General features: G+C 57.1%; 14 protein-coding genes and 1 pseudogene. 3 read left to right on the forward strand and 12 right to left on the reverse strand.

Annotated features, from left to right (window positions below):
* Nucleotides 1-87: 87 nt before the first annotated feature.
* The gene (locus H7R58_RS14965; protein ID WP_106924428.1) at nucleotides 88-675 is read right to left on the reverse strand and encodes a Yip1 family protein; all 588 of its coding nucleotides are present in this window, start codon (nucleotides 673-675) and stop codon (nucleotides 88-90) included.
* A gap of 153 nt (nucleotides 676-828) precedes the next feature.
* Here H7R58_RS14965 and H7R58_RS14970 point away from each other — a divergent pair, with 153 nt between their 5' ends.
* A complete protein-coding gene (locus H7R58_RS14970; RefSeq protein ID WP_182934419.1) occupies nucleotides 829-1,401 on the forward strand; it encodes a DedA family protein in 573 nt (190 codons plus the stop codon).
* 77 nt (nucleotides 1,402-1,478) lie between these two features.
* Here H7R58_RS14970 and H7R58_RS14975 read toward each other — a convergent pair whose 3' ends face one another.
* Both H7R58_RS14975 and mdtQ read right to left on the reverse strand, forming a co-directional pair.
* Nucleotides 1,479-2,135, reverse strand: coding sequence for an oligogalacturonate-specific porin KdgM family protein (locus H7R58_RS14975; RefSeq protein WP_182930609.1), 657 nt, complete (start codon nucleotides 2,133-2,135; stop codon nucleotides 1,479-1,481).
* A gap of 359 nt (nucleotides 2,136-2,494) precedes the next feature.
* A complete protein-coding gene (gene mdtQ / locus H7R58_RS14980) occupies nucleotides 2,495-3,934 on the reverse strand; it encodes a multidrug resistance outer membrane protein MdtQ (RefSeq protein WP_182930312.1) in 1,440 nt (479 codons plus the stop codon).
* A gap of 131 nt (nucleotides 3,935-4,065) precedes the next feature.
* Between mdtQ and H7R58_RS14985 the strand changes: the two genes are divergently transcribed.
* A complete protein-coding gene (locus tag H7R58_RS14985) occupies nucleotides 4,066-4,800 on the forward strand; it encodes a class I SAM-dependent methyltransferase (RefSeq protein ID WP_182930311.1) in 735 nt (244 codons plus the stop codon).
* 103 nt (nucleotides 4,801-4,903) lie between these two features.
* Here the strand turns inward: H7R58_RS14985 and H7R58_RS14990 are convergent, their stop codons facing one another.
* The 4 genes and pseudogenes from H7R58_RS14990 to dusC all read right to left on the reverse strand — a co-directional run bounded on the left by H7R58_RS14990 (nucleotide 4,904) and on the right by dusC (nucleotide 10,208).
* Nucleotides 4,904-6,298 carry a glycoside hydrolase family 1 protein gene (locus H7R58_RS14990; RefSeq protein WP_182930310.1) on the reverse strand — a complete coding sequence of 465 codons (1,395 nt, stop codon included), beginning with the start codon at nucleotides 6,296-6,298 and terminating at the stop codon, nucleotides 4,904-4,906.
* Between the two features lie 17 nt (nucleotides 6,299-6,315).
* A pseudogene (bglF, locus tag H7R58_RS14995) lies at nucleotides 6,316-8,254 on the reverse strand (PTS beta-glucoside transporter subunit IIABC).
* 26 nt (nucleotides 8,255-8,280) lie between these two features.
* Nucleotides 8,281-9,114 (reverse strand): transcriptional antiterminator BglG, encoded by an 834-nt coding sequence (gene bglG / locus H7R58_RS15000; RefSeq protein ID WP_182930308.1) that lies wholly within the window; start codon nucleotides 9,112-9,114, stop codon nucleotides 8,281-8,283.
* A 155-nt stretch (nucleotides 9,115-9,269) separates the two neighbouring features.
* A complete protein-coding gene (gene dusC / locus H7R58_RS15005; RefSeq protein ID WP_182930307.1) occupies nucleotides 9,270-10,208 on the reverse strand; it encodes a tRNA dihydrouridine(16) synthase DusC in 939 nt (312 codons plus the stop codon).
* Between the two features lie 100 nt (nucleotides 10,209-10,308).
* On the opposite strand from dusC, the gene H7R58_RS15010 reads away from it, so the two are divergent.
* Nucleotides 10,309-11,700: a M24 family metallopeptidase gene (locus H7R58_RS15010; RefSeq protein WP_182930306.1), complete on the forward strand. Its 1,392-nt coding sequence runs from the start codon at nucleotides 10,309-10,311 to the stop codon at nucleotides 11,698-11,700.
* Nucleotides 11,701-11,871: 171 nt separating this feature from the next.
* Here H7R58_RS15010 and H7R58_RS15015 read toward each other — a convergent pair whose 3' ends face one another.
* From H7R58_RS15015 to H7R58_RS15035, 5 genes are read right to left on the reverse strand one after another with little or no spacing between them, the layout of a single operon-like run.
* Nucleotides 11,872-13,065: a 3-hydroxybenzoate 6-monooxygenase gene (locus H7R58_RS15015; protein WP_182930305.1), complete on the reverse strand. Its 1,194-nt coding sequence runs from the start codon at nucleotides 13,063-13,065 to the stop codon at nucleotides 11,872-11,874.
* Nucleotides 13,066-13,084: 19 nt separating this feature from the next.
* Nucleotides 13,085-13,729 (reverse strand): maleylacetoacetate isomerase, encoded by a 645-nt coding sequence (gene maiA, locus H7R58_RS15020; RefSeq protein WP_106924417.1) that lies wholly within the window; start codon nucleotides 13,727-13,729, stop codon nucleotides 13,085-13,087.
* Nucleotides 13,730-13,737: 8 nt separating this feature from the next.
* Nucleotides 13,738-14,439 (reverse strand): fumarylacetoacetate hydrolase family protein, encoded by a 702-nt coding sequence (locus tag H7R58_RS15025; protein ID WP_106924416.1) that lies wholly within the window; start codon nucleotides 14,437-14,439, stop codon nucleotides 13,738-13,740.
* Between the two features lie 15 nt (nucleotides 14,440-14,454).
* A complete protein-coding gene (gene gtdA / locus H7R58_RS15030) occupies nucleotides 14,455-15,483 on the reverse strand; it encodes a gentisate 1,2-dioxygenase (RefSeq protein WP_106924415.1) in 1,029 nt (342 codons plus the stop codon).
* Nucleotides 15,484-15,494: 11 nt separating this feature from the next.
* A complete protein-coding gene (locus H7R58_RS15035; RefSeq protein WP_106924414.1) occupies nucleotides 15,495-16,853 on the reverse strand; it encodes a 3-hydroxybenzoate transporter MhbT in 1,359 nt (452 codons plus the stop codon).
* Nucleotides 16,854-16,974 lie beyond the last annotated feature (121 nt).

Consider the following 16,974-nt stretch of genomic DNA (forward strand, 5'->3'; position numbering starts at 1 on the left):
AGAACGCGGCATCTACCAGAAAATAATGGTGAACAAATGCTGCATTGCTGACGTGATTAAATTCACATCAGCAATACATATAGGCACTCAGAACAGCCGGTAGCCGTAGCCCCACAGCACCACGGTCAGCGCCAGCAGCACCTCCAGCACCAGCACGCCGATGGCGAGGGTTGAACTGGCAAAACTGAGCCCCTCTTCCCTATCGATATTCAGGAAGGTGGGAATACCGACGTACAGCAGATATCCGGTGTAGAACAGCGCCACCGTACCGACCAGCGCACACAGCCACACCAGCGGGTAGAGCGCCACGATGCCGCTCAGGAAGATGGGCGTCGCCACGTAGCCAGCAAACACCATACAGCGCTTGAGCGACGGACGTTGCGGATAGTTGCGCGCCATCCACCAGATAACGCGCCCCATCACCGCGACGCCAACCAGCATCAGCGCATAGAACAGTACCGCCATGCCCAGGCCGGTCATCAGCGACAGCCGGACCACATTCCCGTCGCCAAAATTCCAGCCCAGCTGAGTGGTGCCAATAAACGCACAGACCACCGGAATGGCCGCCATGACCAGCACATGATGCACGTAGTGGTGAGAAACGGTTTCGTTCTCGCTACGGATAACATGCATTTCTTTATCAGGGTGGGAGAACAGTCCCCATACATGGTTCATAACGCCTCCTCTGCACGGCTTCGTACCACGTTGCTGTAAGTATAATTCACAGCAATGATTATTTTATGTACAACGCAAAAAATAGCGGGCCCTGCAATCTCGCCGTGAGGGTGTATGATGAATAGTATGATGTTGTAAGGAGTGAGTGTTTGTATGGATATCAATAACCTGATTTCCCATTATGGCTACGCCGCGTTAATTATCGGCAGCATGGCGGAAGGCGAAACGATTACGCTGCTAGGCGGCGTGGCTGCCCATCAGGGGCTGCTGAAATTTCCGCTGGTGGTGATCTCCGTGGCGCTGGGCGGCATGATTGGCGATCAGGTGCTGTATCTTTTAGGCAGAAAGTTCGGCGGGCGACTGCTGAGGCGCTTCTCGCGCCACCGGGCACGAATTCGTAAGGCGCAGAGGCTGATTAAGAACCACCCCTATCTGTTCGTGATCGGTACCCGCTTTATGTACGGCTTTCGCGTCATCGGCCCGCTGCTGATTGGCGCCAGCGGCCTGCCTCCGAAAATTTTTCTGCCGCTGAATATCTTTGGCGCAGTGGTGTGGGCGCTGCTGTTTACGACCCTTGGTTATCTGGGCGGCGGGGCAATAGGCCCGTGGCTTCACCATCTTGATAAACACCTGAAGCATCTCATCTGGCTGGCGCTGGCGATTGTGCTGGTGGTCGCCGCACGCTGGTGGTTTAAACGGCGTGAGGCGAAAAAACCGCAGGAATAAGGATACCCGGCCCGGCGTTCACGCCGCCGGGCACTGTCCGGAGTTGGCGGTACGCGCCTCGTCCGGGGGCATCAGCATCAGAAGGTGTATTGAACCCCTACGCGGTAACGCGTCTGGCGGTCTTCCTCGGTGCTGCTGACGGAGACGTTGCCAATTTGCGCATAGGGCTTCCAGTTTTTATCGATGCTGTAGGCCACTTTGAAATCCAGTTCGTAATCGTCTTTGCCGTTGTCATAGCGATTATAATCCTGGCTCTTTTTATACAGATAATTGCCCTCAAACGCCCACGGCCCGGTTTTATAGCCTAGCCACAGATCGCCACGATTAATATGCTCATCGTCTTTATCCGCCGAGGTGTCACGGGCATATTCATAGCGATAGCGGGCCGCAATATAAAAACCGCCTTCGAAATTATACTGCCCTCGAATATAGGGTTTATAGATCGCCTTCGATGACGATGTTTCCAACGCAAAGCCGGGTTGAATCGCAATATTCGGCATGGCGTTAAACTGATAGCTAACGACATATTCATCGCCATTATCAACAACATCATTAAAGGCTTTATCCGAATGCTCGCCGCCCGACTTGGTTTTGGCCTCCACCGAGAAGCCAAAGCCGTTACCAAAACGATGAGAGATCAGCACCCTGTCTTTCTGGCCCTGCGAGGTGTCGGTATATTCATGGCGCAGGTCAATGGTAACCGCACTTGCCGATGCGCTGACCAGCGCCAGCATTCCAAAGGTTATTAATTTTTTCACGCAATCGTCCTCTGCTTTTTGTTAATAAAAATCAGTGAGGAACTGGCTGTAATATTTAAAAAGCAAATGTCATTATCAATAAATATACATTAAAACTAAAAGGATATTATTTTTCTGGGGAGCGATATTAGGGGGCGTGTAGACAGGTGTCATGCATTTAAAGATAAATACGTGATCGCAGGCATATTTTAATTCAAGCGCTATCGTTATTTTTAATTAAAATAAAAATTAGATTTTGAGAAAATATATTAGCGGTTAATACTATTTAATCTGAATATTTGTTTTTCATTTTCCCCCTGCAAACGAAATGCAGGGGGAAGCGAACGCCGGGAGCCTTACTTTTCGTTGACGTGATAACCGCCACCCAGCGCCGAGGTTAGCTGAATGCTGGCATCAAGCCACTGGCCATGCAGGCGTAACGCATTAATACGCTCCTGTAGCACCGGCAGCTTCGCCAGGCTGACCTTCGAACCCGGAATAATCCCGGCGTTCATCCGCGCCTGCGCCAGGTTAACCACCCGCATGGCGTCTTTCTCCACCTGCGCCTGCCGCTGGCTTTTTGCCATCAGCGTTTCCACCTGGCTGGCGGTTTTTGCCACCTGGTTTACCGCATCAACCACCGCTTTGTTGTATTTCGCCACCGACAGACCATTCTGCGCGCTGGCGATATCCAGATTGGCGTTTAACCGGCCGCTGTCAAAAATCGGTAGCGTCAGCCCGGCCGTCACGCCCATCTGATTCGCCGAGTGGCGGAACAGATCGCTTAAGTGCAGCGCATCCTGTTGCAGGAACGCCATCAGATTGATATCGGGATAGAACGCCGCTTTTGCCGCGTCGATTTCGCTCAGCGAAGCCTCGATATACCAGTGTGCGGCCTGCAGATCCGGACGGCGGGCTAACAGCTCATAGCCCAGCCGGGACGGCATTTTGCTGGCCACGGCGGGCAGCGTAGCCGGACGCAGGTTCAGCGGCTGGCTCTGGGCGTTGGTTAAGGCCATAAGCCGGGCCTCAATCTCTTTCATATTGCCTTCAACGTCGGCCAGCTGCTGATCGGTTTTACCCACATTAATGTCGTTTTCCGCCCCTTCAGCGGAGTCGGTGATGCCATGCTCATACAACGAGGTGTCAACGCTGACAATCGTATTCTGTTCGCTTTTTACCTGCTCCAGCACGCCGTGAATGGCCGCTTCGGTCTGCCACTGCCAGTACAGACGAGCCACGCTGCTGGCCAGCAGCTCGCGGGTCTGCGCCAGCTCGGCCACCTGCGCCTTCACTTCCCCAATGCGTGCTTGCACTTCGGCGCGGTTTTTTCCCCACAGGTCAAGATCCCAACCGGCGGTCAGGCCAAAGGTGCCGTTGGTGTACCACGGGCCGGTATTGCCGTCGGTATCGGTAGCAAACGGCCCCATCAGACCTTCAGCCGACATTTTCTGTCGTTCAAGATCGGCACCGAAATCGACTTCCGGCCCCAGCGCCGATTTCGACATCCGCGCCTGCGCTTCCGCAAGCTTGATGCGCTGTTCAGCAATCTGCATATCCGGAGCATTCGCCAACGCGCGACGAATCAAGTTATTGAGCTGGGCATCATGATAGTCTTGCCACCACTGACTCTGCGGCCAGCCGTTCTTCAGCGCCGCGGGTAAGGTCGTTGTCACCTGTGAAGCCGGCATCTGCAGCGTCATCGGGTTGCCAATATCATGCGAAGGGGCGCAGCCCGCCAGCGCGAGGAGCAGGGTCAAGCCAGACAGCGCGCGTGTTTTCAGAGTCAGGTTCATGAGATACGTCGGTTAAACACAGAGGCGGCTATCATAAATTAAATGATCGCCTTCCTTTTAGTAACGCGTGTGGGAACACAGACGGACACACTTAACGACAGCCACAAACATTTCGCCTTCAGGGTGTGAACATGAGTCAGAATATTTACGACGACCCGCAGTTTTTTGCCGGTTATGCCACGCTCGACCGTTCGGTCAAGGGGCTGGACGGCGCGCCGGAATGGCCCGCGATACAGGATATGCTGCCGTCGCTCGCCGGTTTACGGGTTGTCGATCTCGGCTGCGGCTACGGCTGGTTTTGCCGCTGGGCGCGCGATCAGGGCGCCGCTAAGGTTACCGGATACGATCTCTCCAGCCTCATGCTGGAGCGGGCGCGGGAGATGACCGACGGCGCAGACATTGAATACCGTTGTGAAGATTTGCAGACCCTCACGCTTGCCGCTAACAGCTGCGATATGGTGTACAGCTCGCTGGCGCTGCACTATTTGCCTCATATTACCCCGCTGCTCACCTGCGTTTATCAGGCTCTGACGCCGGGTGGTACACTGCTATTTTCCGCAGAACACCCTATCTATACCGCCCCGCTCAAGCAAGGTTGGCAGGAAGATGAACAGGGGCAGAAAAGCTGGCCGGTTAGCCATTATCAGCAGGAAGGCGAGCGTATCAGCAATTGGTTTGCCGACGGCGTGAAGAAGCAGCACCGGACGCTTGGCAGTTGGATCAACGCGCTGGTGGCCGCCGGATTTGTGATTGAATACCTGAATGAATGGGGACCAACGGCAGCGCAGATTGCCGTTAACCCAGCGCTGGGTGAAGAGAAAGAGCGGCCGATGATTTTTATTCTGCGCGCGCGTAAGCCAGCGTGAATTGGGAGGATTGCCGGATGGTGGCTACGCCTTATCCGGCCTACCAGAGGTGGGGATGCTTTTAGGCCGGATAAGCAAGCGCCATCCGGCAATTCACCGAGGCTTACGCTTTCAAGCTCGCGCCGTTGGTCGCAATCACCTCTTTATACCAGCCAAAGCTTTTTTTCTTACTGCGCGCCAGCGTGCCCGTTCCATCATCGTGGCGGTCGACGTAAATAAAGCCATAGCGTTTAGATATTTCCGCTTTTGACGCGCTAACCAGATCGATAGGCCCCCAACTGGTAAAGCCCATCAGCTCAACGCCGTCTTCAATCGCTTCGCGCGCCTGCACCAGATGATCGTTCAGGTAGCTAATGCGGTAGTCATCATGAATACTGCCGTCGGCGTCCACGCTATCCTTCGCCCCCAGGCCATTTTCCACGATGAACAGCGGTTTTTGATAACGATCCCACAGCACGTTCAGCAGCGTGCGCAGGCCTAGCGGGTCGATCTGCCAGCCCCACTCCGAGCTGGCCAGATGAGGGTTTGGCACCATGTTGAGGATATTGCCGCGCGCCTTCTGATTCAACGCTTCATCGGCGGTGACGCAGCCGGTCATATAGTAGCTGAAAGAGATGAAATCAACGGTGGAGCGCAGCGCTTCACGGTCGGCGTCGGTAATCGCCAGCGTAATGCCGCTATCGCGCAATTCCCGCAGCATATAGCCCGGATAAGCGCCGCGGCATTGGACGTCACCAAAGAACATCCAGCTACGATTTTCCTGCAATGTCTTAAAGACGTCTTCCGGTTTACAGCTCAGCGGATACACCAGTCCGCCCAGCAACATGTTGCCGATTTTACCTTCCGGCACGATCTCATGGCAGGCTTTGACCGCGAGCGCGCTAGCCACCAGCTGATGATGGATGGCCTGGTACACCTCCCCTTTGCTACTGCCCGTCGGCAGGCCGACCCCGGTCATTGGCGCATGCAGCGACATGTTGATTTCGTTAAAGGTCAGCCACAGCTTCACTTTGCCTTTATAGCGCTCAAACACGGTACGTGCATAGCGCTCAAAGAAGCCAATCACCTGACGGTTGCCCCAGCCGCCGTAGTTTTTTACCAGCGCCCACGGCATTTCATAGTGCGACAGCGTCACCAGCGGCGTGATGTTGTATTTTGCCATTTCATCAAACAGTTTGTCGTAGAAGGCCAGCCCGGCCTCATTCGGCTGCGCGTCGTCGCCGTTCGGATAGATACGCGTCCAGGCAATGGACACGCGCAGGCAGTTAAAGCCCATTTCAGCGAACAGCGCGATATCTTCCGGATAGCGATGGTAGAAATCGATAGCCACATCTTTCAGCGCGCTGTCACCCTCCACCCGTTCAACCACCTCGCCAAACACGCCGTGCGGCTGCACATCGGAGGTGGACAGTCCTTTCCCCTCCTCCAGATATGCGCCCTCAATCTGGTTTGCAGCGGTGGCGCCGCCCCAAAGAAACGTCTGCGGGAATGTTTTCATCTCTCTCTCTCCTGTGATTAATGCGTAAGGGTCAGCAGCGGCTGGCCGGCCTGAACGGCGCTGCCGGCAACGATTTCCAGCTCCGGATAGTCGTCGCTGTTGCTGATAAGAATGGGCGTCACCAGATCGTAACCGGCGTCGAGAATTTGCTGGCGGTCGAAGGTTAAAAGCAGATCGCCCTCCTGAATTTTGTCCCCTTCCTGGACGTGCGCGGTAAACGGCGCGCCGTCGAGTTTGACGGTATCAATACCGACGTGGATAAGCAGTTCAATACCGCTGTCGCTTTGCAGCCCAATGGCGTGCCTGGTCTGGAAAATCGAGGCCACTTCACCGCTAAACGGAGCCATCACCTTGCCCTCGCTGGGAATGATGGCCACACCTTTACCCAGCAGACCGCTGGCAAACGTGGTGTCGGGTACCTGCTCCAACGCCAGTACGGTGCCGCTCATAGGGGCCAGCACATCCTTTTCCGTGGCCATCGCGACCGCGACCGGCGCGGCGGCGTTGCGCGGCAGCCCGGCAAAAAAGGTCAGCGCACAGGCGACAATAAAGGCTACCGCGGTGCCGATGAGCCCGCCCCAGACGCTGGCATCAATGCCGCCCGGTGGAATCATCTGCGCCGGGAAAAAGATATTGGGCAGACCGAACGAGAAGGCATAGCTATTACTGAACGCGGTAATGGCCCCGCCGAGCGCACCGGCTACGCAGCCGAAGATAAACGGGCGGCGCAGCGGCAGCGTCAGTCCGTAGATCGCCGGTTCGGTAATACCAAACAGCCCGGCAGAAAACGCCGACCCTGCCAGCACTTTCTGGCGCACGTCGCGGGTTGCCAGAAAGATCCCCAACACGGCACCCACCTGTGCCAGCACCGCCGGCAGAACGATCGGCAGCATCGAGTCATGGCCGAGCACGGTCATGTTGTTGATCATCAGCGGCACCAGCCCCCAGTGCAGACCAAAGATCACGCAGACCTGCCATAACCCTCCCAGCACCGCCCCAGCCAGCCACGGCGCGACCACATAGATAATCTGGTAACCGTTCGCCAGCATATGGCTAAGCCAGGTCGCCACCGGGCCAATGATCAGGAAAGTCAGCGGGACGACAATGGCCAGGCAAATGGCCGGGGTAAAGAAATTTTTCATCGCCGAGGGCAACAGATCGTTGCTACGTCGCTCAATCCAACAGCTGACCCAGGCGGCAAGAATGATAGGAATCACCGACGAGCTGTAGTTGATAAACGTCACCGGTATACCGAGGAAATACTCCGCCGTCGCCCCCGGGGCCTGGGCCGCTTCAAAGGCCTGTATCATCAGCGGATGCGTTAGCGCGCCGCCAATAACCATGGTAATAAACGGGTTGCCACCAAATTTTTTCCCCGCGGTATAACCGAGAAACAGCGGGAAGAAGAAGAACAGCGCGTCGCTGGCGGCAAACCAGATTTTATACGTCGCCTGCTCCGGGCTTAGCCAGCCGCACGCCAGCGCCAGCGCCAGCAGCCCTTTCAGCAGACCGGTGGCCGCCATCACACCAATAAACGGTGCAAAAATACCGGAGACGATGTCGATAAGCTGGCCCAGCAGCGACGTTTTCTCCCCCTTTTCCGCAACCGGTTCGCTGTCATCGGTGATTCCAACCTCATGGCGCACCGCCTGCCAGACATCATGAACGTGATTACCAATCACCACCTGAAACTGGCCGCCGCTCTCGACCACCATGATCACCCCAGGGTGCGCCTTCAGGGCCTCGGCATCGGCTCTGCCGCTCTCTTTCAATTTAAAACGCAGCCGTGTGGCACAGTGAACCAGACTCACAATATTCTCTTTGCCGCCGACGTGGCGGAGAATATCCTGCGCGAGTGCTTTGTATTTCATGCTGTATTCCTTGACCGGGTATAAAAAACAAAAAAACCCGAGCACGCCGCCGGGTAGCGTCGCGCTCAGGTTTTGCCTGCGTAATGCAGTAACAATCCAGTTTTAAAGGGGTTAACGCCCCTCTTTTCTCACCCGTTCAATATGAATGGCGAGAAACATAATCTCTTCCGTCGTCAGCGCACGCTGATAGCCGTTTTGCAAATGCAGCGCCACCGTTTCCGCGCACTTCCACGCCTTGGGATAATTGTCTTTCACCGCGCTATGCAGCTCCGCGTCGTCATCCTCTACTACCGTGCGCGTCAGCATTCGCTGGGCGAAAAACTTAAGATGAGTCACGAAGCGCTGGTAGCTTAACGACTCTTCGTTGTACTCAAGATGCAGCTGATACTTCACCAGCTGGAGAATCTCCTGCATCACTCGGGTGACGTGCATCACCTCAGGCATTTCGCTATTAAGCTGCGCGGTCACCAGATGCAGGGCAATAAAACCGGCTTCATCCTCCGCCAGCGCCACGCCCAGGCGCTGCGCAATCAGCGCACGCGCTTCCTGGCCGAGCGTAAACTCTTTCGGGTATAGCCGTCGGATCTCCCACAGCAGCACGTTACGCAAGGCTACGCCCTTTTTCTGCCGCTCAATGGCGAAGTGGCAATGGTCAGTCAGCGTGATATACACGCTTTCCTGCAGCTTGCCGAGCCGTTCGCGCGCCCGTTCGATAATCCGGTCGCAGGTGGTCATCACCTCAAGCGGTATCTGACTGAGTAGTTCACTTAAACGCCCCACCAGCTCATCGCTCTGGAGGGCAAAAATTTTCTCGATTTTCGACTCATCCAGTGAATCGCCGACGTGTTTCTGAAAGGCCAGCCCTCGCCCCATCACCACCTGCTCACGCCGGTGTTCATCCAGAACCACCACCACATTATTATTAAGTACTTTGGCGATCTGCATTTACGAACCCCAGAAACAAAAAAACCTGACTTCTGACAAAGGTCAGAGAATCAGGTTTTGCCTGCCGTAGCAGTAACAATCGGCTACGAGTATTTCATTTAAAAGTGGATTGACTCAATAGCGCAGAGAGAAAATTGTGATGCGGATCGGATAGTTTATCCGCGCCAATCGTTGATAACCCGAGCAATCAGCCGTGATTCCTGCAGCGCGCGCACGGCGGTAAACAGCTCGGAGGCCTCGGCGTACTCTTTGCGCAGGTAGCCCAACCACTGTTTGATGCGCGCCACGTGATACAGCCCGGTGTCGCCCTGTTTTTCCAGGCGGGTGTACTTTTGCAGCAGTTCAACCACCTGCGGCCACGGTAGACGCGGCGCGTTATATTTGATGACCCGGCTTAAATTCGGCACGTTTAGCGCACCGCGGCCAATCATCACCGCGTCGCAGCCGGTCACGGCCATGCACGCCTGCGCGCTGTCATAATCCCAGATTTCGCCGTTAGCAATCACCGGAATCGACAGACGCTGACGGATGTCTGCGATCGCCTGCCAGTTAATGCGCTCGGCCTTATAGCCGTCTTCTTTGGTGCGCCCGTGCACCGCCAGTTCAGTGGCCCCCGCCTGCTGTACCGCATCGGCAATTTCAAACTGCCGGGCGCCGCTGTCCCAGCCGAGGCGCACTTTCACCGTCACCGGCAGGTGTGCAGGCACCGCCGCGCGCATCGCCTTCGCCCCCTGGTAGATAAGCTCCGGGTCTTTGAGCAACGTCGCCCCGCCGCCGCTGCCGTTAACCGTTTTCGACGGGCAGCCGCAGTTGAGATCCACGCCCCACGATCCCAGCTCCACGGCGCGCGCGGCGTTCTCCGCCAGCCACTCAGGGTATTGCCCCAAAAGCTGAATGCGTACGCGGGTGCCGGAAGGAGTCCGGCTGGCGTTATGCAGCTCGGGGCACAGCTTATAAAACGATTTTACCGGCAATAGCTGATCCACCACGCGCAGGAATTCGGTGATGCATAGATCGTAATCATTCACTTCAGTCAGCAGCTCGCGCACTAATGAGTCGAGCACGCCTTCCATCGGCGCCAGTAAAACACGCATATTGTTATCCGGAAAAAAAAGAGGCGCTATGGTAACGTCTCTGCATCCAGCTTTCCACTGCCAGGAATGCGCCAATTATTGACACATCAGGAGGTGAATCATGAAGTCCAGGGATATCCAGCTAAAGACCATCCAGCCGCCGCGCGGATTCAGCGATGTACCGCCGGTTACGCTGACCGATGCCACCCTGCTTGAGCGCAAAAATAAGCTGCTCGAACGGATGCAGGAAGAACGCTTCGATGCGCTGGTGATTTACGCTGATAAAGAGCACGGCGGTAACTTTGAGTACCTGACCGGGTTTATTCCGCGCTTTGAGGAAGGGCTGCTGGTGCTGCATAAGTCCGGGCACGCCACCGCTATCCTCGGCAATGAAAACCTGAAGATGGCGGCCCATTCGCGCATTCCGGTCACGTTGAAGCACTGCCCGCTGTTCTCGCTGCCCAATCAACCAATGGACAACGAAAAACCGCTGGCGCAGCTGTTCAGCGAAACGGGGCTGAGCGCGATGTCAAAAGTGGGGCTGGCGGGCTGGAAGATGTTTACCGCCACCGGCAGCGATAACGCTAAGCTCTTCGATCTGCCGTGGTTTATCGTCGAGGCGATAAAACAAAGCACGCACGCGGATCTGGTCAACGCAGCGCATCTGTTTATTCGCGGTGATAAAGGGGCGAGAACGGTCAATAACGCCAACGAAATCGCCCATTATGAGTACGGCGCTAACCTCGCCTCCCGCTGCATGCTGGCGGCGCTGGATGCCGTTGAACCGGGCGTGCGTGAGGTCGAACTGGGCGCCCTGCTCGCCGCCGAAGGGCAAGCGCCATCGGTGGTCACCATCGCCGCAGCCGGTCAGCGTTTCGAGAAAGCCAACCTTTATCCTTCGTGGAAAAAGGTCGAACGAGGACAGCCGTTGTCGATGACTACCGGGTTTAAGGGCGGGCTCTCCAGCCGTACCGGGTTCGTGATTGCCGATGAGAACGAACTGCCGGAAAACCAGCGTGATTATCTGGCGCGCGTGGTGAAGCCCTATTTTGGCGCCGTGGCGACGTGGCTCGAAAATATCAGCGTGGGGATGCCGGGCGGCGAGCTGTACGATTTAGTCGAGCGCGCGCTGCCAAAAGCTCAATACGGCTGGCACCTGAATCCTGGGCACCTGAGCGCGGATGAGGAGTGGATGTCATCGCCAATCTACCCTGGCTCGAGCGAGACGCTGAAAAGCGGCATGGTGATGCAGATTGATATTATTCCCTCGGTGCCGGGGTATACCGGAACCAGCGCGGAAGAGAGCGTGGCGCTGGCCGACGCAACGCTACGCCAGCAGATAACACAGGAGTATCCAGCACTGTGGGCACGCATCGAGGCGCGGCGGGGCTATATCCGCGAGACGCTGAATATTGCATTAAGCGACGACGTCCTGCCGTTGTCGAATGCGGTGGGATATTTACGACCCTTTATGCTGGCCAAAGATAAAGCGCTGGTGATGCAGGCCGGATAAGGCAATGCCGTCATCCGGCAATCTGCGCGAGTGGTGCCGGATGGCGCTGCGCTTATCTGGCCTACGGAATATCCGGCCGCACGCGGCCATGCAGGCCGGATAAGGCTACGCCGTCATCCGGCAATGTGCGCAGCTTATCAGGCCAACAGGATCTGTCTTCACTACGCTAAATTAACGCGGTTGCAGGCAGTTATCCTCTTTCCAGCCGTACAGCCACTCGATGCCGCGATAGAACTCGTCCTGGGTTTTACCTTTCCACAGCAGGTTACGCACCTGGCGTTCAACCCCTGCCGCGTGGTACAGACGCCCCATTTCACGCGTAGACCACACGATGCGCGCCGTACGCGGAATACGTACCGACTCATACAGCGCAAACGCGCGGGCGGCATCGCCGTCGCATTCGGTCAGCGCTTTGCCTAAGGTCACCGCATCTTCCAGCGCCATACAGGCACCCTGCGCCATATACTGCGCTACCGGATGCGCGGAGTCGCCCACCAGCGTGATGCGATCGTTGCCCCATTTCTCTACCGGCTCACGATCGGCGGTAGACCAACGGCGCCAGGTGGTCGGTTTATCCAGCATCTGACGAGGACGCGGGTGAATGCCTTTAAAGTACGACAACACCTCTTCTTTGCTTCCGTCGCGTACGCCCCACTCTTCCGTTTCACGGCTGTGGAAGGTCACGACGAGGTTGTACTGCTTACCACCGCGCAGCGGGTAATGAACCAGATGGCAGTGCGGGCCAGCCCACAGCACCGGTGCGTTGATGCGCAGATCTTCCGGCATATCCTCACGCTCAACCACCGCGCGATAGACCACGTGCCCGGTCACGCGCGGCGTGTCGCTGAGCAGACTCTGACGCACCACCGACTTCACGCCGTCGCAGCCGATCAGAATATCAGCCGTCCAGCTGTTGCCTTTATCATCAAACACGGTGACATCGTCCGCCGTCTGGCGGATATCCGTCACATGGGTCGAGGTGCGATATTTCACGCCAGGGTGCTGTAGCGCCGCTTCCCAAACGGTGGCATGAATATCCACGCGGTGAATAACCGCATACGGGCCGCCGAAATGGTCACGGAATGCCTGACCCGTTTCGATACTAATCACTTCTTCACCGTTGACCGCATCCATCATGGTGATGTGATCGGTAAAGACCGCACGTTGACGGGCGACCTCACCGACTCCCAGGCTGTCGAGCGCCGAAAACGCATTTGGCCCTAACTGGATCCCGGCACCGATTTCGCCGATTTCATGCGCCTGCTCCAGCAGCATCACCTGAATGCCCTGGCGCGCCAGCGACAGCGCGGTAGCCGCACCGCCGATACCGCCGCCGACAATAATTGCACGCGTTACTTTAGCCATCATAATTCTCCTTCTCAGACTACGCCGGGATTTTGTCCTGCTGGTTTTCAGGGGCCGCGGCGATAAACGCCGGCAGCGCGGTACAGGCATCATAGACCGCTTTACAGCGCGGGAACCCGCTCAGATCGCAGCCCATACGCTCAGCGTTAGCCCACTGCGGCACCAGGCAGCAGTCGGCTAGCGTCGGCGAATCGCCCACGCAAAACGCCCCTGAATGGCTACGGCGCAGCAGCTGTTCCACTGCGCTTAGCCCCTGCTGGATCCAGTGTGCATACCAGCGTTTTTTCTCTTCTTCACTGACCTTCAGCTCATCGCTGAGGTAGCGCAATACGCGCATGTTGTTGATGGGGTGGATGTCGCAGCAAATGGCGTACACCACTTCCAACACGCGCATGCGCTGTGGATCGTTCGCCGGTAGCAGCGGCGTCTGCGGGAAATGTCTGTCCAGCCAGTCAATAATCGCCAGCGATTGCCCCAGCGATTCACCGTCGTCGGTGACAAGCGCCGGTACCAGCCCCACCGGGTTGAGGCGTCGGTACTCCAGCGCGTTCTGCTGGCCAATACGAATGTTGACGCCCACCGTCTGATGGTCAATGCCCTTCAGCGCCAGCGCAATGCGCACGCGGTAAGAGGCCGAACTATTAAAAAAACTGTACAGCTTCATCGCTCACCTCAAACAATTTTCACCGTGATTGGCGTTAAACCTTCCACGTTACCGGTGATGGTTTCGCCCTTCACCACGGCGCCAACGCCTTCCGGCGTACCGGTGAAGATCAGATCGCCCGGCTGCAGTTCGAAGAAGCCAGACAGGTAGCTGATGGTTTCTTTGACGTCCCAGATCAGATGCTCAATATCGCTGCGCTGACGGTCTTCGCCATCAACCTGCAGCCAGATTGGCGCTTTTTCCAGAGACGGCGCATCGGCTACTTTGTGCAGCGGTGCAATCGGGGCAGAGAGGTCAAAGGCTTTGCCGATTTCCCACGGGCGGCCCATCTGGCGCATTTCCATCTGGCGATCGCGGCGGGTCATATCCAGACCGGTGGCGTAGCCCCAGATGTACTCTTCCGCTTTCTCCAGCGGGATATCGCTGCCTTTTTTACCAATCGCGACGACCAGTTCAATTTCATAGTGATAGTTGTCGGTCTGCGCCGGGTAGGCCAGGTTCAGCGTTTCACCCGCCGCAACCGGCACCACGGCATCTGCCGGTTTACAGAAGAAGAACGGCGGCTCGCGATCCGGATCAAAGCCCATTTCACGGGCGTGCGCAGCATAGTTACGGCCAACGCAGTAAACGCGGCGTACCGGGAACTGCTCATCGCTGCCCACAACCGGAATCGCCACCGGCGCCTGAGGTTCAAATACGTATTTGCTCATCTTTCTTCTCCTGAATTAATAACGCGCTTCGCGGAACAGTCCCAGGGCTTCCTGGACAGGTCTATCCGAGAAACTGAATAACACGGTCTCTTCTGGCGTGTTGAACGACACGCTGTGCCAGGTCGGCACGACAAAAATATCTTTCGCTTTAAAGCTGAAGGTCTGCTCGCCAATGGTCACCTCACCGCTGCCCTCCACCACGTGGTAAATGGTGCTGTCGGTGGTGCGCGCCTGACGCGACTGGAAGCCTTTCGGCAGCAGCTGCAGGAAGGCCCCCATCGACGGCATCGGATAGCCGCCGGTGACCGGGTTGACGTAGCGCATCTTATAACCGTCCCATTCATCGGCCTCGCCCATACGGGTCAGGTCATGCAGGGCATCGCGGCTGCGGTCATAGCGATAGTTGAAAATAGGCGATGAGTTGCCAACCTGGTGGCGCAGCGGCAGCATGTTGGCCGCGTAGCGCGGCAGATAGTCGCCTTCTTTACGCGTGACCGGCTGCTGATCCTCCGGGTAGTCTTCGGCGAAGCCGCAGCCAAGGTAGTTCACCAGCGGCAGATCCAGGCCATCCAGCCAGATAACCGGTTCTGAACCCGGGTTGCCGTGATCGTGCCAGCGCCACTGCGGGGTCAGGATAAAGTCGCCCGGGCTCATCTGAGTGCGTTCGCCGTCGACGGCGGTAAACGCGCCGTGGCCTTCAACCACAAAGCGCAGCGCCGACTGGTTATGGCGGTGACTCGGGGCGACTTCACCCGGCATGATCAGCTGTAAACCCGCGTACAGCGACGAGGTAATGGATGACTGGCCGCGCAGGCCGGGGTTTTCCAGCACCAGCACGCGGCGCACCGCCTCTTTTGCGCCAATCAGGTTGCCGCTTTCCAGCAGCAGCGGGCGAATTTCCTGATAGTTCCAGTAGGCCGGCGCGCAGTTAGCATTTGGCGTTTTAGGCACCAGGTGATGCAGCGACTCCCACAGCGGCGTCAGGTTTTGCCCTGAAATGTGCTGATAGAACTGCTGGCGATCGTGTTTTACGTCCGAGGTCATTATTATTCTCCTTAACTTTTCACCGCGCCCATCACAGGCTGCGATTCGGGTACTCGGGAAGGTCGGCGTACGACCAGCGTCAGCAGCGTAAGCATGACGGCGCTAACGGCGGCCGGTACGGCGATAACAAAAAACAGGGTGTCGAATGAGAAGTTCATCGCCATCATCATGCCGCCGGAGACGGAGCCGACGATGGCGCCGCAGCGGCCGACGGCGTTAGACCAGCTCACGCCGGTGGCGCGACTTTGTGTGGGGTACAGCGTGGCGGTCAGCGCATTAAGCCCGACCTGCGATCCGCTGATACCGATACCGGTGCCAAATATCGCCAGCGCCATCATCCACAGGCCGTTTTCACTCAGGCCAATCATGACGATACACACCGCGCCCAGCGCATAGCTGACGGCCAGCACCCAGAAGGGATTGAATTTATCCATCAGCACGCCCAGCATCAGCGCCCCTAGCGTACCGCCAACCTGGAAGGCTGCGGTAACCCAGGAGGCATGCTGCAAATCGATGCCGCGATGGTTCAGCAGCGTCGGCATCCAGCTTGAAAGCAGATAGATGATCAGCAGACTCATAAAGAACACCACCCACAGCATCAGCGTAATGGTGAGCTGACGCCCGGCAAACAGCTGGCTGATGCTGCCTTTCTGGGTAGCTGCCGGTTCGTCGAGCCAGAATTCAGTCTCTTCATAACGCTCGCCGGTCATTGCGCTCACGGTGCGGGTAATCTGCGCCTGTGGACGCTGGCGGCGAACCAGCCAGCGCGGCGATTCCGGCAATGCGGCCAACAGCCCGAAGAACAAGACCAGCGGCAGCACGCCGCCCAGCACCAGAATGCCGTGCCAGCCAATCACCGCCACCAGTTGCGCGCTGACGATACCGCCCAACGCCGAGCCGAGAGTAAAACCGCAGAACATCAGGGTAACCAACGCGCCGCGACGGCGTGTAGGCAGGTATTCAGAGGTCATGGTGATGGTATTCGGCATCGCACCGCCAAGGCCGAGACCGGTTAAGAAGCGCAGGACAATCAACGCTTCCAGATTCGGCGAGAAGGCTGACAGCAGGCTAAAGAGGCCAAACAGCGCCACGCAGCATTCGATAACGCGTTTGCGCCCGAAGCGGTCGGACATCGGCCCGCACAGCAGCGCGCCAGCGGTTAAGCCCAGCAGACCTGCGCCAAAGAGCGGTGCCAGGTCAGCGGCAGTCAACTGCCAGTGGTCGCGTATTGCTGGAGCGATAAAGCCGATGGCGGCGGTGTCAAAACCGTCCATCATCACCACCAGAAAACAGCAAATGATGACGCGCCACTGCATCGCGCCGATAGGGGCGGCGTCGATTAGCGCCTGAAGTTCACGTCGTTGCGTCATAGGGAAGGCCTCGAAAATGCAGGTTATCCATTTATTCGCCGTTCGCGCGTCTGGCCCGAACGGCACAGGGTAAGATGTTTCTTTTTTTGCTTTTATGTTGCTATTTTGTGATAAAAGAAAT

It is taken from the genome of Klebsiella sp. WP4-W18-ESBL-05 (assembly GCF_014169075.1).
Classification (GTDB): Bacteria; Pseudomonadota; Gammaproteobacteria; order Enterobacterales; family Enterobacteriaceae; genus Kluyvera; species Kluyvera ascorbata_B.

What these genes read in the sequence shown, in the direction of transcription:
- H7R58_RS14970 (WP_182934419.1), top strand. Translation starts at nt 829, where the DNA reads ATGGATATCAATAACCTGATTTCCCATTATGGCTACGCCGCGTTAATT.
- bglG (WP_182930308.1), bottom strand. Translation starts at nt 9,114, where the DNA reads ATGCAGATCGCCAAAGTACTTAATAATAATGTGGTGGTGGTTCTGGAT.
- H7R58_RS14990 (WP_182930310.1), bottom strand. Translation starts at nt 6,298, where the DNA reads ATGAAAACATTCCCGCAGACGTTTCTTTGGGGCGGCGCCACCGCTGCA.
- H7R58_RS14975 (WP_182930609.1), bottom strand. Translation starts at nt 2,135, where the DNA reads ATGCTGGCGCTGGTCAGCGCATCGGCAAGTGCGGTTACCATTGACCTG.
- dusC (WP_182930307.1), bottom strand. Translation starts at nt 10,208, where the DNA reads ATGCGTGTTTTACTGGCGCCGATGGAAGGCGTGCTCGACTCATTAGTG.
- H7R58_RS14965 (WP_106924428.1), bottom strand. Translation starts at nt 675, where the DNA reads ATGAACCATGTATGGGGACTGTTCTCCCACCCTGATAAAGAAATGCAT.
- H7R58_RS15035 (WP_106924414.1), bottom strand. Translation starts at nt 16,853, where the DNA reads ATGACGCAACGACGTGAACTTCAGGCGCTAATCGACGCCGCCCCTATC.
- gtdA (WP_106924415.1), bottom strand. Translation starts at nt 15,483, where the DNA reads ATGACCTCGGACGTAAAACACGATCGCCAGCAGTTCTATCAGCACATT.
- H7R58_RS15010 (WP_182930306.1), top strand. Translation starts at nt 10,309, where the DNA reads ATGAAGTCCAGGGATATCCAGCTAAAGACCATCCAGCCGCCGCGCGGA.
- maiA (WP_106924417.1), bottom strand. Translation starts at nt 13,729, where the DNA reads ATGAAGCTGTACAGTTTTTTTAATAGTTCGGCCTCTTACCGCGTGCGC.
- H7R58_RS14985 (WP_182930311.1), top strand. Translation starts at nt 4,066, where the DNA reads ATGAGTCAGAATATTTACGACGACCCGCAGTTTTTTGCCGGTTATGCC.
- H7R58_RS15025 (WP_106924416.1), bottom strand. Translation starts at nt 14,439, where the DNA reads ATGAGCAAATACGTATTTGAACCTCAGGCGCCGGTGGCGATTCCGGTT.
- mdtQ (WP_182930312.1), bottom strand. Translation starts at nt 3,934, where the DNA reads ATGAACCTGACTCTGAAAACACGCGCGCTGTCTGGCTTGACCCTGCTC.
- H7R58_RS15015 (WP_182930305.1), bottom strand. Translation starts at nt 13,065, where the DNA reads ATGGCTAAAGTAACGCGTGCAATTATTGTCGGCGGCGGTATCGGCGGT.